This is a genomic window from Sphingomonas sp. Marseille-Q8236, assembly GCF_965112005.1.
Map to the genome: position 1 here is coordinate 362,481 of NZ_CBCOPO010000002.1, position 16,856 is coordinate 379,336.

Genomic DNA, 16,856 nt, shown 5'->3' on the forward strand with positions numbered 1-16,856 from the left:
GGGGATCAGACCTTCAGAATGATCCCCCGCCGGTCCAGCTCCCGCCCGAAGGCGCAGCAGATCAGCGTATAGGCTAGCGCGCAGAGCAGCGAGCCCATGGGGCCGGGCGCGACCGCCTGGAACAGATGTTCGCCTATCCAGCTATAGAGCCCCGTGTCCGGCTGGACGTGGATCAGCTCGAGCGCGACGACGAGCATCTCGGAGAACAGATAGATGGCCAGCGGATTGCGCCCCAGCATCTGAAGGAAGGACCGCCCGAAGCGGACGCCGCGAACCTCGACCAGCCACAATACCGCGCCGAGCAGGATCAGGTCGATCCCGACCGTCAATGCGACGAACGATCCGGTCCATAGCTTCTTGCCGATCGGCAGGACGGGCGAGAGCAACAGTGCGACCAGCACCAGGCCCGCCCCGATCGCGGCCAGCCGCCCCACGGTCGCGGTGTGTTTCCCCCACCGCTGAATGGCCAGGCCGGTCAGATAGCCCGCCATCACATTGGCGGTCGCGGGCAGCGTGCCGAGCAGTCCTTCGGGATCGAAGCCGTGATCCTTACGGTAGAGATGATCGGGGCCGATCAGCCACAGGTCGAACAGCGTCCCCGCATTCCTGTACCGTCCGAACGCTTCGCCCACCGGGCTGAGCCCCACCAATATCGCCCAATGCGCGACGCACAGCCCGATCGCCACCAGCAGCAAATGGCTCGGCCGCAGATAGCGCGCGCACAGCGCCCCCAGCAGATAGCAGAGCGCGATGCGTTGCAGCACGCCGGTCAGCCGCGTGTCGGCAAAGGGCTTGGCGACCCAGCTTCCGTCCGCCTGATGGGTGACGAAGGGAAACCAGTACATCAGCACGCCGAGCAGGAAGATCAGCGACGCCCGCTTGAAGACCCGGCGCAGAAAGACGCTTTCGGCCATCGGGCGGGTCAGCGCGAAGCTCATCGCATTGCCGACCGCGAACAGGAAACTGGGATAGATCAGGTCGGCCAGAGTGAAGCCGATCCATGGCGCGTGCTGCAACTGGGTAAAGGCACCGCCCGCCCCCGCCGTGTTGACCACGATCATCAGGAAGATGGTCGCGCCGCGGAACATGTCGAGCGAGGCGAAGCGCTCGGGCTTGGCGTTCACGTTGCTCGCGCCGATGGCAGTCATTGGGCGGTCTCCCTCATCAGCGCCTGGGCCTCGGCCACCGGATCGGCGGGCGGGCTCGCCCTATAGGCGCGGGGGTCGGCGACCCAGGCCTTTTCCCAATCGAGCAGCCTGGCAGTAAAGGCTGCATCGTCCACCGGACGCTTCGCCAGCGCCGCCGCGCGAGCCTCAGCCAGATAGCGGGTCCAGCGCGGCAGATAATAATCGGCATACATGCCTGCCCAGGCCTTGGACGCATAATCGCCCAGATGGCCCCGGCCACCCCAGATCGTCACCTGCGCCTTGGCATTTTGTTCATAGGCGGTCTTTTCGGCTGGCGTGTCGCCATAGGCCCGCGCATCCGCGATCCAACTGGCGAGGCTCTCCTGCTGCCCGCCGATCAGATGGTCGATGGCGAGCGCCAGCGCCTTGACCCGCCCGGTTTCCCGGTCCCCGGCGACGACATCGCCCTTTTGATACGCGGCGACGGCGCCCTTGACGGCGTCGTCCAGCGAGAGGCTGGCGGCATGGCGGGTCAGGTCGACCAGATCGTAGCGATAGAGCGGGCTTGCCCCGTACGCGGGCGCGAGCTTCAGCATCGCCGCGATCCCGGCGCGGAGTTTCGCGCGGTCGCCCGGCGCGGCCGGGTAGGTCGGCGCGTCGGCGGCGGGGCGCTTGAAGAACAGATACGCACCCGCCCGCTCGTTCCACCAGCGCGGCGTCCAGTAGCGAACGTCATAGGCCCCGGCGACCACGTCCTGCCACGCCGCCGTCATCGCCGGATCACTCCGCCCGTAGCGTGCGGTAGTGTAGCGGCTCAGCCACGGCGCGAGCGCCATGTCGCTACCCGGCCAGGCCACGTCATAGGCATAGTCATAGACCAGGCTGTTATTGTGCAGCCCTTCCGGAAACATGCCGAACCCGCGGACATGCCCGCGCGACGGGTCCGCGAACAGCGCCGCCACGTCGCGGCGGTAAAAGTCCGGCGCGCCATAGACGGGGTTGCTACCGCCATAATTATGGACATAGCCATAGACCCAGTTCTTGCCGTCGAAGCCGTTCGTCGTCTTCCAGATGCCGGGATAGCGATCATTGCCGATGTCGAGGATCAGCATCTTGCTGTCCGGCACGTCGCGCAGGAAAGCGGCGATGGCGTCGGGCGACCAGAATTTCTTGTCCGCGCCGAACAGCCAGCCCTGCATCACCCAGGTCGCATCGGGCCGAGCCGACGCGATCGAGGCATAGAGCCGCTGGCCATAGGCCGCCAGCCGCGCGTCGCGGACTTCGCGGGGCAGTGCGGCCGCCTTGGTCGCGGCGTCGAGCGCGGGGGTGTTGGCGGTCGCGTCGCCATAAGAGGCATGGGCGGTGTCGCTGCCATCCTCGGCGATGGGCGGCACCATCTCGTTAAAGGCATCGGCCAGATAATATTGCCCCGCCCCATATTCGGCGGTGTAGAGGTCGAGGAACCGCTTGGCGAGCGGCGCGAACAGCGGGTCGGATGGATCGAGCCAATAGGTCCCCTCGAACCCCTCCCAGGATCGCATCTTGTAGATGCGCGCCTTGGGGTGCGCCTCGGCAAAGGCCTTGGGGACGTAACCGGCAAAGGCGGGCAGGATCGGTGTCATGCCCAGATCGCGCATCCGGGCCAGGATGCGCTTTTGCAGGTCGTGCTTCTTGTCGATCCACCCCTGCGGCAGCGGCGCGCGATAGCCCTCGATATTGCCCATGCGCTGCCACGGCAGGAAGGCGGGGCCGGAGAAGTGCTGCGCCAGTTGCGCCTCGCTCAGGCCCTGTTCGCGCCACAGCTTGCGCCAGACATAATCCTGCCCTTCCATGGCCAGCGGCATGTCGACGCCGTGCACCGCCATGTCGTCAATCTCGCGTTCCCAGCGGGCCCAATTCCACCAGGGCGTGGTGTAGCCATAGGTGCAGGTGTTGAGATAGGCTCGGAAGCCGAAGGGGGAGGGGACCCAGCCGCTGTCCTGTGCCGCCAGCCGGGTCATCGGGCCGACGCGCCGCCCCTCCCAACTGACCGACAGCCGTCCCTGCGCCTGCAAGCTGGCGGCGGCACCGCGTACCGCGGCGACGGGCGAGGATGCCACGACGTTCAGGCGGTCGTGATCGACGCGGACCCGATAGCGCGATTGGGCGGACGGCTGGATCGTCACCGTCACCTGCCTCTCGGGCACGCCCAGCCGTTGAAGCGCGGCGCGCGCGGCCTGCCCCTGATCGCTCTGGGCATGGGCGACGGGCGCGGCCAGGAACAGAGTGCCGATCAGGCCGAACGCTTTGGGAGAGGTCATCACGGCATTGTCCTTGGCAAATCCCCAAAAAGGAAGGGCGAACCGACCCGCACGGCGATCTGCCCTTCGACCGGAACGATCAGAACCGGGTCGACACCGACAGGTAGAAGGAGCGACCATAGAAGCTCGTCTCCTGCCAGATCGCCGGATTGTTGTTGTAATAGGCCTGTTCGCGGCTGTTGTTCAGGTTGATGATTCCCGCCGCGAAGCTCAGCGTCTCATTGGGGGTATAGCCCGCGCTCAGATCGAATTGGGTCCGGCCGCGTACCGTATGCCCTTCGGTCGCGAAGAAGCTGTCCGCCCCGTTCTGGACATAGGAACTGCGATAATTGGCCGACAACCGCAGGCTGAAGTGGCGGTTTTCCCAATAGGGCGTGACGTTGACCGTGTTCTTCGAAAGGTTGCGCACCGTGAAACCGGTACCGATCGCCACCTGGGTCGGAATCACACGGGTATAGTTGGCCATGAAGCCGAACCCATCGACCGGCAGGATGCGGTCCAGCGACTGGTTCCAGCTGAATTCGACGCCGCGGATGCGAATGATGCGCGGGTCGTTCGACGTCTGGGTGACGTTGTAGATATTGCCCGAGGCATCGACGCAGTCGCCGCTCGACGCGCGGCTCAGCGCGGTCCCCCGGAACGACGCCGGACAGACCAGCGAGGAGAAGGTGCCGTTCTTCACCCATTTGTAGAAGCCGTTGACCGAAATCGCGCTGGCGGTGCCGTAATACCACTCGGCACCCAGATCGATCTGATCGGCGGTCAGCGGCTTCAGCCCCGCCTGGCCCAGATCGACGGTGACGGTGTTGGTCCCGGCGGGGAAGGTGTTCGCCACCGAGGAGGTCGTCTGTGCCATCGAGGTATTGGCGTCCAGGATCGGGCGGACCAGCACCTTGGCGGCGGCGAAGCGCAGTTGCAGCTTGGACGTGGGCTCCAGCACCAGGTTCAGGCTGGGCAGGACGTTCTGGTAATCCTGGCGCGCGGTGTAATCGCCGATCTTGTTGGTGACGTTGGTATAGGACCCGCTGCGCGGTGCGGTGATATTGCCCTTCACCACCTGCTTGGTGTGTTCGTAGCGAACGCCGAAATTGCCGCGCAACGGCGCGTTGAACAGCGTCGTTTCAATATTCGCCATCGCATAGACCGCCGGGATATAGCGATCGACGCTGTAGCTCGACTCCGGTGCGGGCAGGTCGGGGACGCTGATCCCGGCCGCAGCCAGGGCCTGTTTGTACGCGCCAATGTCGGGCGCGATCCAGGCGGTCGGGATGCCGCCCATGCCGTCGAGGAAGCCGCCGACCCCGTAGCCGCTGCTCGATAGCGCGGGGAAGACGGTCGCAGTCGCACCGGGCCGGTTGGCGAGCGAGGCCAGATCGTGGCGACCGACATTGCGCACGAAACTTTCATGCCGGTATTTCGCGCCCACCGCGAATTGCGAGATGGGGCCCAGCGCTACGTCCTTCGTCACATCGCCCTGACCGGAGACTTCCTTGCCGGTCGTGTTCCGCGTCGCGCCCACCGGAAACTCGTTCCGCACCAGCGTCGAGCGATTGTAGAGCGACGGATCGCTCAGATTCGCCGCGACACTATATTTGACGTTGAACGGATCGGTGATGTCGAGCGTCGCCGATGGAATGGTGACGCCCAGGATGGCGGCGTCCTCGCGCGAATAGGCATGACCCCGCGTGAAATTGCCGACGGCGCGCGCGGTCCAGCCATCCTCGCCCTTCCACTTGGCGCTCAGCGTATAGCCCTGGCTCGACAGTTTGCGGCTTTCCTCCTGGCGGTTATTTTCCAGGGTGAAGTTGGTCGCTGTGGTGACCATCGACGCGCCATTGGCGATGCTGGCGGCGGTCAACCGCGCGGTGTTGAACAAAAACACCTGTTGGTTGACGTCATAACGCGTATCGTCGCGCGCATAGATGGCGTTGGCGTCCACCTCCCACTGATCGTTGGGACGCCACTGTACCCCGCCGCTACCCATGATCTGGTCGATCGAACGGTCGATGCGGCGATAGCGGGGACGGCGCGGTACGGCGATCGTCGCACCGTTGATGCTCTGCGTCGCCCAGCGATCCTGGAACAGATAGTCGGCGCGGTCCTTCAGCTTCTGGTAGCCGACGTTCAGATAGACGCCGAGCGTCCCGCCCGCGAACTGGTCGACATAGCTGGCACCGAACTTCGGAGTGATCGTGCGCCCCGCATATTCCGAATTCTGTGCCTTGGCCGACAGCACCACTTTGCGCGTCGCATAGTCGAGTGGCTTGAGCGTGTTGATGTTGACCGTGCCGGACAGGCCGCCGCTGTCCATGTCAGCGGTCGGCGACTTGATGACCTGAACCGCATTGGCGAGTTCGGTCTGGATGATGTCGTAGCGGAAGCCGTCGGTGAAATCGGCGCTCTTGAACGTCTGGCCGTTGATCGTGGTCAGGGCATATTGCGGGCCCAGGCCCCGGATGCTGATCGTCGCGCCGCGCCCGTTGATATTCTGCATCTGCACGCCGGAGATGCGCTGGATGGATTCGGTGATGTTCTGGGCGGGAAACTTGCCGATGTCCTCGGCGGAAATGCCGTCGCTGACCCGTATATCCTTGCGCTTCGCGGCAAGGGCGGAGGCCAGGCTTTGACGGAAACCGGTGACGGTGATTTCACCCTGGCTCGCATCGGCTGCCGCGTCGGGTGCCGCCTGTGCCGCATCGGCGGCGGGTGCGGTTTGCGCCAAGGCCGGGGTGGCCCCTGCCACCGCTGCCATCCAGGCCACCGTATGAAGCAAGGCCGTGCGCGTCAGGCGTCGTTCGTCGTTTCGCTGCGAAATAGTCATGATCTTCCCCCCAATTCGCCCGGCGCCGACATAAGGCGCCGGGCGATGCCCCGGTCGAGCGACGCGCATCCGATGCAGGCCAGCGACCATCGTCGGCCGGGACGGCCAAGCCGTGCCCAAGCCCACCGAACCGGACTCTATGCTGCGTCGAACCGCGTCACTTTTCTCCGATCATCGACACGGCCAGCGCTCCTTTTCAGAGTCGTCCCGGCGCCGCCGATGGATCGAAAACGTCTTCCTGCATCGCGATTATGTTATGTTATGGTCTTATTGGTGACATGAAGTGGTCTGACCTGTCAACGGCTGCGAAGCGGCAATTGGTCAAAAATGTCGGCGGGGAATCGCACGCTGGAAAGGCCATGAAAATCATCTGGTTAGCGGACGGGTCGATACGAAAACGCCGCCTTCCGGCGGCTTTCGATAGGAAAAGGTGGGCGGATCGACACATGGCGATCCGCCCTTGCGTGGGGGAGGTCAGAAGCGTGTCGAGGCCGACAAATAGAAGGTGCGACCCGTCCGGCTCGCGAGCTGGAAGGTATCGGCGTTGGTCTGGTAGGCGTCTTCATGGGTGTTGTTCAGGTTGATGATGCCGCCCGTGAAGCTGAGATAGCTGGCCGGGGTGAAACCGAGCGCCAGATCCATCTGGGTGCGCGGGCGCACCACATGGGTCAGGCCGCCATTGACGAAGAAGCTCGACGCCGCATCCTGGACATAGGAACTGCGGTGATTGACCGACAGGCGGACGCTGAACATCTCGTTTTCCCAGTACGGCGTCAGGTTCCAGGTCAGCTTGGACAGATCGCGCAGGTTGAAGCCGGTGCCGATCGCGCTCGCATCGGTGTCGACCACCGTCACGTTGCCGACCGCGCCGAACCCCTTCACGGGCAGGATCATGTCGAAATTCTCCGAGGCGGAGAATTCCAGGCCCTTGATATGGATGACGCGGTCGTCGTTCAGCACCCGGCTGAAGCTGTAATCGGTCTTCAAATCCGCCGACTGGCAGTCGCTGACCACGCCGTTCAGCGCCACGCCGTCATAGGAGGACGGGCAGTAGAATTGCGTGAAGGTGCCGTTCTTCACCGCCTTGTAGAAGCCCGCGACGCTGATCGAGTTGCCCTTGCCGTGGTAGAATTCGAGGCTGAGGTCCAACTGGTTGGCGGTCAGCGGCTTCAACCGGCTTTCCCCTTGCGCCACCGAGACGCTGGGTCGCAGGCTGGTGGTGACGCGGGTGATGGTGTCGGCCATCTGCGTCTGGCTGTTGAGCAGCGGGCGGACCAGCACCTTGGCCGCGGCGATGCGTGCGACCAGGCGCGGCGTCAGGTCCAGCGCGAAGCTGGCGCTGGGCAGGACATTGCCATAATCCTGCACCACATGCTGTTGGCCGAGCAGCGTCGCGTCGCTGCCGGTGCCGTTGGTCAGGCTGCTGGTGACGTTCTGGTGCGTATGTTCGTATCGCACGCCGACATTGCCGCGCACCGGCAGGTCGAACAGCGTGCCGTCGATATTGGCCATCGCATAGACCGCCGGGATATAGCGATCGACCTTGTAGGTATTGGGCCAGTCGGGCGTGTCGGGCACGCTGATCCCCTTGTCGCGCAGGATCTGCTGCCACAGCGGCGCATTGACCGACAGGAAGCTGTGCGGGATCGACATCGACCCGTTCAGGAAGTTGTTCACCAGCACGCCCGTCTTCGACAGGTCCGGAATCCACGCATATTCGGGGTAGGTGACGGGATCGCTGACATCGGCGTCGCGGTCGTGGCGATACGCCTTGGTGTCGAAGCTTTCGTGATGATATTTCGCGCCGAACACCAGCGCCTTGATCCCGTGCCAGTCGAGATCCTGGGTCAGATCGGTCTGGATCGCGCGGTCGCGGGCCGACTGGATATGCGTCGCGCCGTCGACGAAGGCATACCAGGTGCGGTTCGCCATAGTGTAGATCGAGCCGTCGGTCAGGCTGGCGGTGTTCCACTTGACGTTGAACGGATCGGAAATGTCGAGCGTGCCGCCATTCGCGAAGCGCACCTCGTCGATGGTCGCCCATTCGTACAGCTTGGCATCGCCCTGGGTATAATGGCCGATCGCGCGGATATGGGTGGTGTCGGTCGGGCTCCAGTTGACCGTGCCGGTATAGGCCTGGGTCTGGAGCTTGCGCAGTTCGGGCTGGTCGTTGTTGTCGACGTTGAAATTGCTGATCGAGATGTTGTTCGCGACGCCGTTGGCCGAGCTGTTGACCTTCACCGCCGAGGCGGCCCAGCGGCCGAAGACCATCTGGCGGGTGTCGTAACGGGTATGGTCACGCGAATATTCGCCCTGGAGCAGCACCTCGAAATTGTCCTGCGGCTTCCATTGGATCGCGCCGCTGCCCATTAGCTGTTCGGTGTCGCGGTCGATCCGGCGATAGCGCAGATTGCCCGGCACCTGCACGTCTGACGCGCCCGCCACGGCGCCCGGCTGATACCAGTTCTTGATGAACAGATAGTCGCCGCGATCCTTCAGCTTCTGATAGCCGACGTCCAGCATGACGCCGATCGTGTCGTTCGCGAACCGCTTGATATAGGCGGCGTTGACCTTGGGCGTGACGTCGCCGCGAAAGTCGGAATAATAGCCCTTCACCCCCGCGACGAAGCTAGGGCCCTTATAGGCGAGCGGCTTGACCGTATCGATGTTGACCGTGCCCGCCAGTCCGCCCGTATCCATGTCGGCAGTGGGCGACTTGATGACCTGGATCGCGCTGGCCAGATCGGTTTGGATGATGTCGTAGCGGAAGCCGTCCTTGAAGTCGGCGCTGGCGAAGGTCTGGCCGTTGATCGTGGTGCGCGCATATTGCGGGCCCAGGCCACGGATGCTGATCGTCGAGCCGCGTCCGTTGATGTTCGACATCTGGACGCCCGCGATACGCTGGATCGCCTCGGTTACGTTCTGGGCGGGGAATTTGCCGATATCCTCCGACGAGATGCCGTCGGTGATGCGGATGTCGTTGCGCTTGGCGGCGAGGGCGGAGGCGATGCTCTGGCGATAGCCGGTGACGGTGATCTCGTTCTGGCTGGCATCCCCGGCGGTATCGGCTTGTGGCGTCGCCTGCCCGGTATCGACTGCGACGGCGACGCTTGCCCCTGCCGTGCCGGTGGTGGCCGTCTGTGCCCAGCCCGGTGCGGCGATCATGGCCGAAGTCATCCAGGCTGCGCTGAACGCTGTGGTCTGAAGCAGCCGCTTGCGACCCAGACGCGACACGTCCTTGCGCGGTGACATAGTCATGCTCATTCCCTCCCTCTGATCCTGGCGCGGGCTCATCGCGCCGGGCTTCCCCGAGACTGTGCCGGAAGGGGCATGGCGACCGTCAGGAGGACAGAGGGCGTCATCGGCCGGAACGAGGTGTCGTTCACGGACCGGTCTCGACCGTCCCATCTCTTGCGTCGGAGCGCAGACCCTTCCGAAGTCCATCGTCGCGCCCGCCGCCCGACCTATGAGTCATGTGCGACGGATCACCCGAAAGGACCGAAAATTTCTTCCTGCATCACGGTGTTGTAATCTTATGGTCTTATCGGTGGCATGGAATGGTCATGCCTGTCAACGGGAAGGCAATCCGTTTCGCGCGAAAACTGGTCAGGACGAAACGAATTCGAAAATAACCTCTTTGAAACAATTAGTTATCATCGTGAAATTATTGTCATGGTGGTGCGAAGGCGTTTGATGAGCTTGTTTTTATGCTTGTCTCGGGCGCACGCACTGCACTTGGGTGGTCAATGGAGCGGCTGAGTCTCGATTGGTATCACTCGGATTGGTTGGGCCAATTGACCTGTTCGACGTTGGGCAGTTGCGTCAGTGCCGAGACGACATCCCCGTCAGGTGAAGGGCTTTGCCGTCATCCTTCACTGAGAGATCGAACAACGCGCCGATCAGCGTCAGGCTCTCGACCGTTCTGTCCAGCCGGAAGCGTCCGTTGAACGTCTGATCCGCGAGTGCCGGGTCGGACAGGATGATGGGGCGCGCGCTGTACCGGCTTAGCCGGGTGACGGCATCGCCCAGCCTGATCCGGTCGCCGGTCAGCCAGCGATCCTGCCATCCCTGATAGCGGGCGGTGTCGAAAGCGTGGACGACGATCCGCCCAGCGCCCGCCTCCGCCCAGTGGCCGCCGGTCACGACGACCGCCGGCTGGCCCGCTACCGTCAGGCGGACCCGGCCCCGGAACACGCGCAATTCGCTATGCTCCGCGCCGCGATCGACGCTGAAATTGGTGCCGAGCGCGACCATCTGGCCCTCGGGCGTCGAGACCGAGAAGGGGCGGGCGGCATCATGGCGAACCTCGAACCGTGCCGCACCCTGCTCCAGCGTCAGGTCGCGTTTCCCATCCGAAAAGGCGATGGCGATGCGCGAGGATGCATCCAGCGTCATGTCCGACCCATCGGGAAGCGTCACCTGCCTCTGCTGTCCGGTGGCGGAGGCATAGATGCGCTCGACCGGGGCGTCGTCGGAAGCTGCGACATGCCAGATCAGCGGTGCGGCGATCACGGCCGCCAGCGCGGCGGCAATAGCGACGGCCCGCCGCCGGGCCCCGGGGCGCTCAAGGACGCCCCAACGCCGTGGCCGATGGCGCGGATGGACATGGGGCGGAGCAGGGGAAGGCACCGTCTGTCGAGTCCAGTGCTCGACCGTGTCGAACAGCGCCGGATCGCCCAGCAGCCGGACCATTCGCGCCAGGGCCGCGCGATGGTCTGGCGAGCGGTTCAGCCATGCGTGAAGTTCGCCTCGGGCCTCGGGCGACAGGGCATCCAGATGGTCGGCCCAGTCGGCGGCCTGCTCCAGCATCGCGTCGCGATCAGTCATGCAGACGGCCTCCGCGTATCGGCAGATCGTCGATGCAGCCGTCCAGATCGATCATCGCGCGGACCAGATGCTTCTTCACCGCCTCGATGCTGATGTTCATGTCGTCGGCGATCTGCTGGCGCGACTTGCCCTCCAGATGGCGTTCGACAAAGACCGCGCGGCGTTGCGCGGGCAGGCGCGACAGGGCGGTACGGAACCGCTCGAAACGCTGGCGATAGTCGAGCACTTCGTCCGCCAGCGGCAGGGCGCAGGCCAGTTCCGGATCGACCGGCGCATGATCCGCTGCGCCGCGTCGCCCGCGATTGTAGATTACCGAATCGGCGACGCGAAAGGCATAGGCGAGCGGCTGTTCGATCACCTGTTTCCGCTCCTGCTCGATCACGCGCATGATCGATTCCTGCACCACATCCTCCGCCTGCTCGGGCTCGCGAATGCGCCTGCGGACATAGGTCAACAGGCGGTCGCGCCCCTCCACCGCCCAGGCGAGGGGGCTGTTCATTCGGCCTTATCCAGGAAGAGCCGGTGGCGCCGCATCCGGGGACAATCCTTGTCGAAAAAGAACCGCGCCGCCCCCGTGACGGAGCGGCGCGGGTGATCGGCTGATACCCCGAACATGCCGGGTATCAAGGCCGAAGGTCATGGCATGGTCAGAAGGTCAGCCGGATGCCGCCCAGCACCGTCGCGCCCGAACGGGTGACGACATAGAGACGCTTGGTGCTGTTCGAATATTGCCGCTCACGCTGGTTGGTCAGGTTGATGCCGTTCAGCGTCAGCTGGACGTGATCGCTGACCGTATAGTGCGCCGACATATCGACATAGACGGTCCCCTCGAATCCGGTCACGTCCTGGTCGGGGCCGAGCGACGTGAGTACCGGCGAGGCGCTGAGAATCCAGCCGCTGCGGTAATTGGCGGAAATGCGCGCGTCGAACGCCTTGTCCTGATAATAAAGGGTGGCGTTGGCGTTATACTTGCTCAACCCCTCCAGCGTCGTTGCGATGCTGCCCGTATAGATTTTGGAGTAATCGAGCCGCGAGTCGACATAGGTGAAGTTCACCGCCGTCCCCAGCCGGTCGAAGGGGGCGGGCAGGAATTTGAAGTCGGTCTGCCCCGACAGTTCGATCCCGAACAAATTGGTCTTGAGCAGATTCACGGGGCGGGAATAGCTGTCGACCAAAGTCGCGCCCGTCACGCCGGGATATAGATTGTCGGGCAGGCCCGTCTGCGAATAGGGCACGTTGTTGACCGTCTGGGTCGAGATATAGCCGTCCAACGTCTTGTAGAACATGGCGGCGGCGACATAGCCGACCGAGCCGAAATAATATTCGGACGAAATGTCGAAATCGGTCGACTTGTAGGGGCGCAGATTCGGGTTGCCGATCGACACGGTGATATTGCCATTGTCGTTGCTGACCGAACCGTTGACCGCCAGCGCACCGAGCGCGGGCCGGTTGATGTTCTTCGATGCGGCGAAGCGCAGCATCAGGCCGGGATCGAGCTCGAAGATCAGGTTCGCGGCGGGAAGCACGCCCTGATATTCGCCGCGCACGGTGATCGGGCCGACACTGGCCACGCCGTCCGAAGTGACGGTCGTCCGGTAATAGCGCGCGCCGATATTGCCGCGGAACGGAATGCCGCCCAGGATATGGTTCCAGTCATATTGCGCGAACGCCGCGCCGGTGCGCTCCTCGACCGCGAACACGCCGAGCCGCTTGGTCAGATATTGCGACCGGTCGATACCCAGCGTCTGGAGCATCTTGGGGAAGTCGACGATCGTCCAGTCCTGCCCGCTATAGCCGGTATAGGTCTGCGCATAGGCAGTGGGGTTGGCATTGACCTTGCCCGAGACGAAGCCGCTGGTCAGGATATTGTCCTGTTCGGCATAATAGCCGCTATTGCCGAAACGCCGCCATTCGCCGCCGACGCTGATCGTGTCGTCGGGGGTGACCTTGTACTCGAAGCGGCCCTTCACATTGTCGAACGCCGAATCCTGGAAGGTGTTGTTCACATAGAGCCGCTTGGCGTGCCAGAAATTGGCGTCGGCCGGATTGAACTTGTACGTGTTGACCAGCGAATAGGTGCCGCCGCGATAGTCGGAGATGACATCGCCGAACCCTTCGAGCGTGAACTTGTCATTGACCGGCATATCGTAGCGCGACCGTTCGACGCCGCCCAGCCAGTGGAAGGTCAGCCCGTCGACCAGCTCCGCGTCGCCCGACAGGACCAATTGCTTGAAGACGTTCTTGGTGTTCTGGATCCGTGTTTCGGTCGATGCCTTGCCGCCCGACACGTCGAGATAGGTCACCTCGTTCCGGTCGTTCCACTGGATCGCGTTGACCCGCGAATTGGGATAGACAGTGCCCGCAAAGGTCTCGCCGCCGCCCAGCCAGGTCGAGCTGCCGCCGCCGCGCGAGGCGAGGTGGGTCTCGAACCGGTCGCCCTTGAACCGGCCGTACAGGCCGTCCAGCGTCACATGGACCTTATCGGTCGGCGCCCATTGGATCGAGGAGGTGAGGCCGATCCGCTCCTGCTTGCTGTCCCATACCGACAGGCGGTTGCCGCGTGCGAACAGGAGGTCGCCCGAGTTGATTTTGGCCTGCTCGGCGGCGGTCAGGCGGGAAATGTCGCTTCCATTGGCCTTGTTGCGGCGCCAGCGATAGGTGTCGAAGCCCTCTTCGCGCGTGTTGCGGCGGCTATAGGCGCCCGAGACCAGAATGCCGAAATTGCCCCAGTTTTTGGAGATCAGGCCGGTCAGGCGCGGCTGGAAATCGCGGGTCAGCGAATTGGTGCCGCCCTGCGCCGACAAGGCGATCTTGCTGCCCTTATAGTCGAAGGGACGCGCGGTGAAGAGGCCGACCGTGCCCGCCAGGCCGCCCTCGGTCTGCTGTGCCTGGTAGGACTTCTCGACATCGACATGGTTGAACAGTTCGGCGGCGAACAGGTTGAAGTCGATGTAGCCGAGCAAAAATTTCGAGCATTAATTAGCGAAAACGAGCATTAATTCCCCGGAGCGCCGCTTTCCGCCGCCTGTAAGCGGTCATTAAATCCGGCCATTAATTCCGTCGCGACGGCCAATAATTCACCGTGTCGCGGCCTGGACCTGATCGTGGAGCCGGTCGCTCTGGGCGATGGCCTGGCCCAATATGGCCTGCAACTCGGCCCGATCGGCGTCGCTGACAAGCACCTTGAAACCCTCGTACAACCGGATTGCAGCGGGCGTTGCCGCGCCGACGATCTCGATGGCCCTGATGATGGTGGCGAGGTCCATGGGTCAGCATCCTTCCCGTTCGAGCAGCATCGTCACGGCCTTGCGCGCCAGCGCCACGTCGTCGGCGACGGCGCTGTCCCGCCGGTCATAAGCCGACCTCGCCACCCTGACGGCGGTATAGGCGCGGTCATCGAGCTTCCCGATGCAGCGGCGTTGCTCCACGTCATACCGGTCCGTCTGCAACGCGGCCAGCGTCCCGATCGCCGCCGCCTGATAGGCGAGTTCGACCGATAGCGCGGCCTGCTCGGCCAGTCGCTGATCGCTGCGCATCGTCGTGCAGCCGGGCAGGATGAGCGCGACCGCCAGTACGATCGCGAGCAGCGCCAGCGGCACCGTCGCCAGCGCTATCGGCCTCGTCGCGAGTGCCATTCCCATCTCGGTCTTCACTTGGCCCGGACCTTTTCGATGGACTTGGCAAGGCCGTATCCGGACGCCAGCGTCCCGATCAACAGGACGATATCGGTCGGGATGCCAGCGAGGAACGCGGTCGAGGCGGCGACCATGGCGGCGGCGGCGCGGGGCGACACCATCGCGACCAGCCCGACCGACGCGGCACCGGCGGTGGGGATTGCCATCAACGCACCGACGCAAAGCGGACGGATCGAGCGGGCGAGGGCGGTCATCCAGGCGGGAGCATCGGGCCCGAGGTCGAGCGCATCGATGGACGTGGTGCCCGCCAGGCGAAGGCCTTCCGCCGTGGCCTGGTCGAACGGGATCGGCGGGGGCAGGCCCGCCGGGTCATGGGTTCCGGCCTCGATCGGTGAGGGGGAACCATTGTCACGAAGCGACGGGGTCATGCGGCCTTCCTGATAGTCGTGGGCAGGGTGAAGACGACGCGCTGGACCCAGCCCAGCATGAAGTCTTCGTTGGCGGCGCGCGCTTCCGCCAGTTCGACGTAGCGCGCGCCCTGGAGCGCGTTGAGATAGATGAGGACAGCGTTCCGCCCGACGATACCACGGCGCGCGATCAGCGCACGCAGCGCCGAAGCGGTGGCGGGTCCGGCGCTGCCGTCCACCTTCAGGTCGGCATAGTCGCGGCCCTGGCGATTCAAGGCGTTCAATACGCGCTGGAGGAAGGTGACCGCGACGCCGACGCCCATGTTGACGGCGGTATCGAACAGCTCGGCGGCGGTGTCGCGGTCCACGGCGGCGATCCAGTCGAGGCCGATCCGATCCCAGTACAGGCGGCGGTAGATCGACAGCGCGCGCGCCTTGGGCAGATCGGCCATCGCCCCGGTATAGCCATCGGCGCGGGCGACGGCCTCGGTGATGCCCCACTGGGTCTTGCCGCCCCGGTCGGACGGGTGATCGCTATAGCCGCCCTCGATGCCGAGGGTGTGCGAGGCGGCCTCTTCGAAGGGGGATAGCATGACCATGCCCCACCGATAGGCGGTTTGCCAGCGCCCGGTTGGGGGGCGCTGGCGCATCAGGCCCAGTCGCCGATCGCCATGGGCAGCTTGGAGGTGCCGTCCGACTGGCGTTCGAAGGTTTCGAGCTTGGGGAAGCGCCCCCAATGGATACGCTCATTCAAGCCGGGCGTCGCGTCCTCATCCTCGATCACCAGGAAGTCGCCGGTGATACCGAGGTCGAGCTGCATCGCATAGAGACGATCGCGCAGCGTGTCGGCCAGATCGACCATCGTCCAGGCATAGCCCCCGGCGACCGCGCCGGGCTCGCCGCCGAAGCCACCCGACCAAAGCCGATCGGACCGCCCGGTATCGACCAGCGGCCGACCGGAACCATATTCATAGGCCGAGCGCATCGCCTGGCCGACGATCGCGACACCGGCGCTGATCGGCGCGGCGGCGGCGACGCGCAACTGGACATAGCGGGTGACGACGGGGGCGGGCAGCACGCAAAGCCCGTGGCGAAGGACAGGTGCACGGCGATAGCTATGCGCGAAGGTGCCGGGCACCGCCGCCCCGTCGAGCCCCGGCACGACGGAAAAGCCGTCCGTCTCGGCGGCGGTGGTGAAGCCCAGCACGACACGATCGATCGTCTTGGCCTGCCCCAGATCGAGGACGATCGTGGCGGCGGCGGCATTGGCGGCGAAGGCTTCGCGCGGCGACGGCGTCGCCAGATTGGCAAGGCCGGTGCCCGCCGACGAACGGCCCTGGTCGAGGGTGAAGGCAAGAGGTTGAACGATCGACAGCATCAGGCCACCATGCGCTTCAGGACGGTCAACTGGGTCGTGTCGTTGTCCAGCTCCTGCGCCTCGATCACGAAAACGAGGTCGCCGGGGCGGTAGTCGAGCCGGGTGCAATCAGCAGCGATGCAACGCCCTTGCAGATCAGCCCGCGCGCCGCGCACCACCGCGACATCCTCGACCAGCGGATAGCCGAAGAACGCCGCCAGCCGATCGCCCTCGGCACGCGCCCCGGCTTCGGTGGCGAAGGGAGACGCGGACGTGATCGTGCGCCCCTTGGGAAAGCGCGCCGCCCCGGCCGTCGCGACCGGAAGCTCACGCTGGGCGGATTTGAGCTGGGCGGCATAACCCGCCTCGACGACAGCCATAT

Annotated in this window: 13 protein-coding genes; all 13 read right to left on the reverse strand. The window is 64.5% G+C overall.

Going from position 1 to position 16,856, the window contains the following annotated elements; all coding sequences use genetic code 11:
• Positions 1-5: 5 nt before the first annotated feature.
• Positions 6-1,148 (reverse strand): acyltransferase family protein, encoded by a 1,143-nt coding sequence (locus ACWPWT_RS14035; protein ID WP_454280186.1) that lies wholly within the window; start codon positions 1,146-1,148, stop codon positions 6-8.
• Positions 1,145-3,427, reverse strand: coding sequence for an alpha-N-acetylglucosaminidase (locus ACWPWT_RS14040; RefSeq protein ID WP_454280187.1), 2,283 nt, complete (start codon positions 3,425-3,427; stop codon positions 1,145-1,147). The genes ACWPWT_RS14035 and ACWPWT_RS14040 overlap by 4 nt, the downstream gene beginning before the upstream one ends.
• Positions 3,428-3,506: 79 nt before the next feature.
• On the reverse strand, positions 3,507-6,248 hold the full coding sequence (locus tag ACWPWT_RS14045) for a TonB-dependent receptor (protein ID WP_454280188.1): 2,742 nt from the start codon (positions 6,246-6,248) through the stop codon (positions 3,507-3,509).
• Between the two features lie 474 nt (positions 6,249-6,722).
• Positions 6,723-9,506 (reverse strand): TonB-dependent receptor, encoded by a 2,784-nt coding sequence (locus tag ACWPWT_RS14050; protein WP_454280189.1) that lies wholly within the window; start codon positions 9,504-9,506, stop codon positions 6,723-6,725.
• A 564-nt stretch (positions 9,507-10,070) separates the two neighbouring features.
• Positions 10,071-11,075: a FecR family protein gene (locus tag ACWPWT_RS14055; protein WP_454280190.1), complete on the reverse strand. Its 1,005-nt coding sequence runs from the start codon at positions 11,073-11,075 to the stop codon at positions 10,071-10,073.
• On the reverse strand, positions 11,068-11,574 hold the full coding sequence (locus tag ACWPWT_RS14060) for an RNA polymerase sigma factor (RefSeq protein WP_454280191.1): 507 nt from the start codon (positions 11,572-11,574) through the stop codon (positions 11,068-11,070). The genes ACWPWT_RS14055 and ACWPWT_RS14060 overlap by 8 nt, the downstream gene beginning before the upstream one ends.
• A 148-nt stretch (positions 11,575-11,722) precedes the next feature.
• Positions 11,723-14,038 carry a TonB-dependent receptor gene (locus ACWPWT_RS14065; RefSeq protein WP_454280192.1) on the reverse strand — a complete coding sequence of 772 codons (2,316 nt, stop codon included), beginning with the start codon at positions 14,036-14,038 and terminating at the stop codon, positions 11,723-11,725.
• Positions 14,039-14,152: 114 nt separating this feature from the next.
• The gene (locus ACWPWT_RS14070) at positions 14,153-14,341 is read right to left on the reverse strand and encodes a hypothetical protein (RefSeq protein ID WP_454280193.1); all 189 of its coding nucleotides are present in this window, start codon (positions 14,339-14,341) and stop codon (positions 14,153-14,155) included.
• Positions 14,342-14,344: 3 nt separating this feature from the next.
• On the reverse strand, positions 14,345-14,728 hold the full coding sequence (locus ACWPWT_RS14075) for a hypothetical protein (RefSeq protein WP_454280194.1): 384 nt from the start codon (positions 14,726-14,728) through the stop codon (positions 14,345-14,347).
• A complete protein-coding gene (locus ACWPWT_RS14080; protein WP_454280195.1) occupies positions 14,725-15,138 on the reverse strand; it encodes a hypothetical protein in 414 nt (137 codons plus the stop codon). Before ACWPWT_RS14080 ends, ACWPWT_RS14075 begins: the two co-directional genes overlap by 4 nt.
• Positions 15,135-15,716, reverse strand: a complete 582-nt coding sequence (locus ACWPWT_RS14085) for a glycoside hydrolase family 108 protein (RefSeq protein ID WP_454280196.1) — start codon at positions 15,714-15,716, stop codon at positions 15,135-15,137. Before ACWPWT_RS14085 ends, ACWPWT_RS14080 begins: the two co-directional genes overlap by 4 nt.
• A gap of 50 nt (positions 15,717-15,766) precedes the next feature.
• Complete coding sequence (locus ACWPWT_RS14090) at positions 15,767-16,495, reverse strand: hypothetical protein (RefSeq protein ID WP_454280197.1); 729 nt, start codon at positions 16,493-16,495, stop codon at positions 15,767-15,769.
• The gene (locus tag ACWPWT_RS14095) at positions 16,495-16,854 is read right to left on the reverse strand and encodes a hypothetical protein (protein ID WP_454280198.1); all 360 of its coding nucleotides are present in this window, start codon (positions 16,852-16,854) and stop codon (positions 16,495-16,497) included. Before ACWPWT_RS14095 ends, ACWPWT_RS14090 begins: the two co-directional genes overlap by 1 nt.
• Positions 16,855-16,856 lie beyond the last annotated feature (2 nt).

What these genes read in the sequence shown, in the direction of transcription:
- ACWPWT_RS14080 (WP_454280195.1), bottom strand. Translation starts at nt 15,138, where the DNA reads ATGACCCCGTCGCTTCGTGACAATGGTTCCCCCTCACCGATCGAGGCC.
- ACWPWT_RS14070 (WP_454280193.1), bottom strand. Translation starts at nt 14,341, where the DNA reads ATGGACCTCGCCACCATCATCAGGGCCATCGAGATCGTCGGCGCGGCA.
- ACWPWT_RS14035 (WP_454280186.1), bottom strand. Translation starts at nt 1,148, where the DNA reads ATGACTGCCATCGGCGCGAGCAACGTGAACGCCAAGCCCGAGCGCTTC.
- ACWPWT_RS14040 (WP_454280187.1), bottom strand. Translation starts at nt 3,427, where the DNA reads ATGACCTCTCCCAAAGCGTTCGGCCTGATCGGCACTCTGTTCCTGGCC.
- ACWPWT_RS14060 (WP_454280191.1), bottom strand. Translation starts at nt 11,574, where the DNA reads ATGAACAGCCCCCTCGCCTGGGCGGTGGAGGGGCGCGACCGCCTGTTG.
- ACWPWT_RS14090 (WP_454280197.1), bottom strand. Translation starts at nt 16,495, where the DNA reads ATGCTGTCGATCGTTCAACCTCTTGCCTTCACCCTCGACCAGGGCCGT.
- ACWPWT_RS14085 (WP_454280196.1), bottom strand. Translation starts at nt 15,716, where the DNA reads ATGGTCATGCTATCCCCCTTCGAAGAGGCCGCCTCGCACACCCTCGGC.
- ACWPWT_RS14095 (WP_454280198.1), bottom strand. Translation starts at nt 16,854, where the DNA reads ATGGCTGTCGTCGAGGCGGGTTATGCCGCCCAGCTCAAATCCGCCCAG.
- ACWPWT_RS14045 (WP_454280188.1), bottom strand. Translation starts at nt 6,248, where the DNA reads ATGACTATTTCGCAGCGAAACGACGAACGACGCCTGACGCGCACGGCC.
- ACWPWT_RS14050 (WP_454280189.1), bottom strand. Translation starts at nt 9,506, where the DNA reads ATGACTATGTCACCGCGCAAGGACGTGTCGCGTCTGGGTCGCAAGCGG.
- ACWPWT_RS14055 (WP_454280190.1), bottom strand. Translation starts at nt 11,075, where the DNA reads ATGACTGATCGCGACGCGATGCTGGAGCAGGCCGCCGACTGGGCCGAC.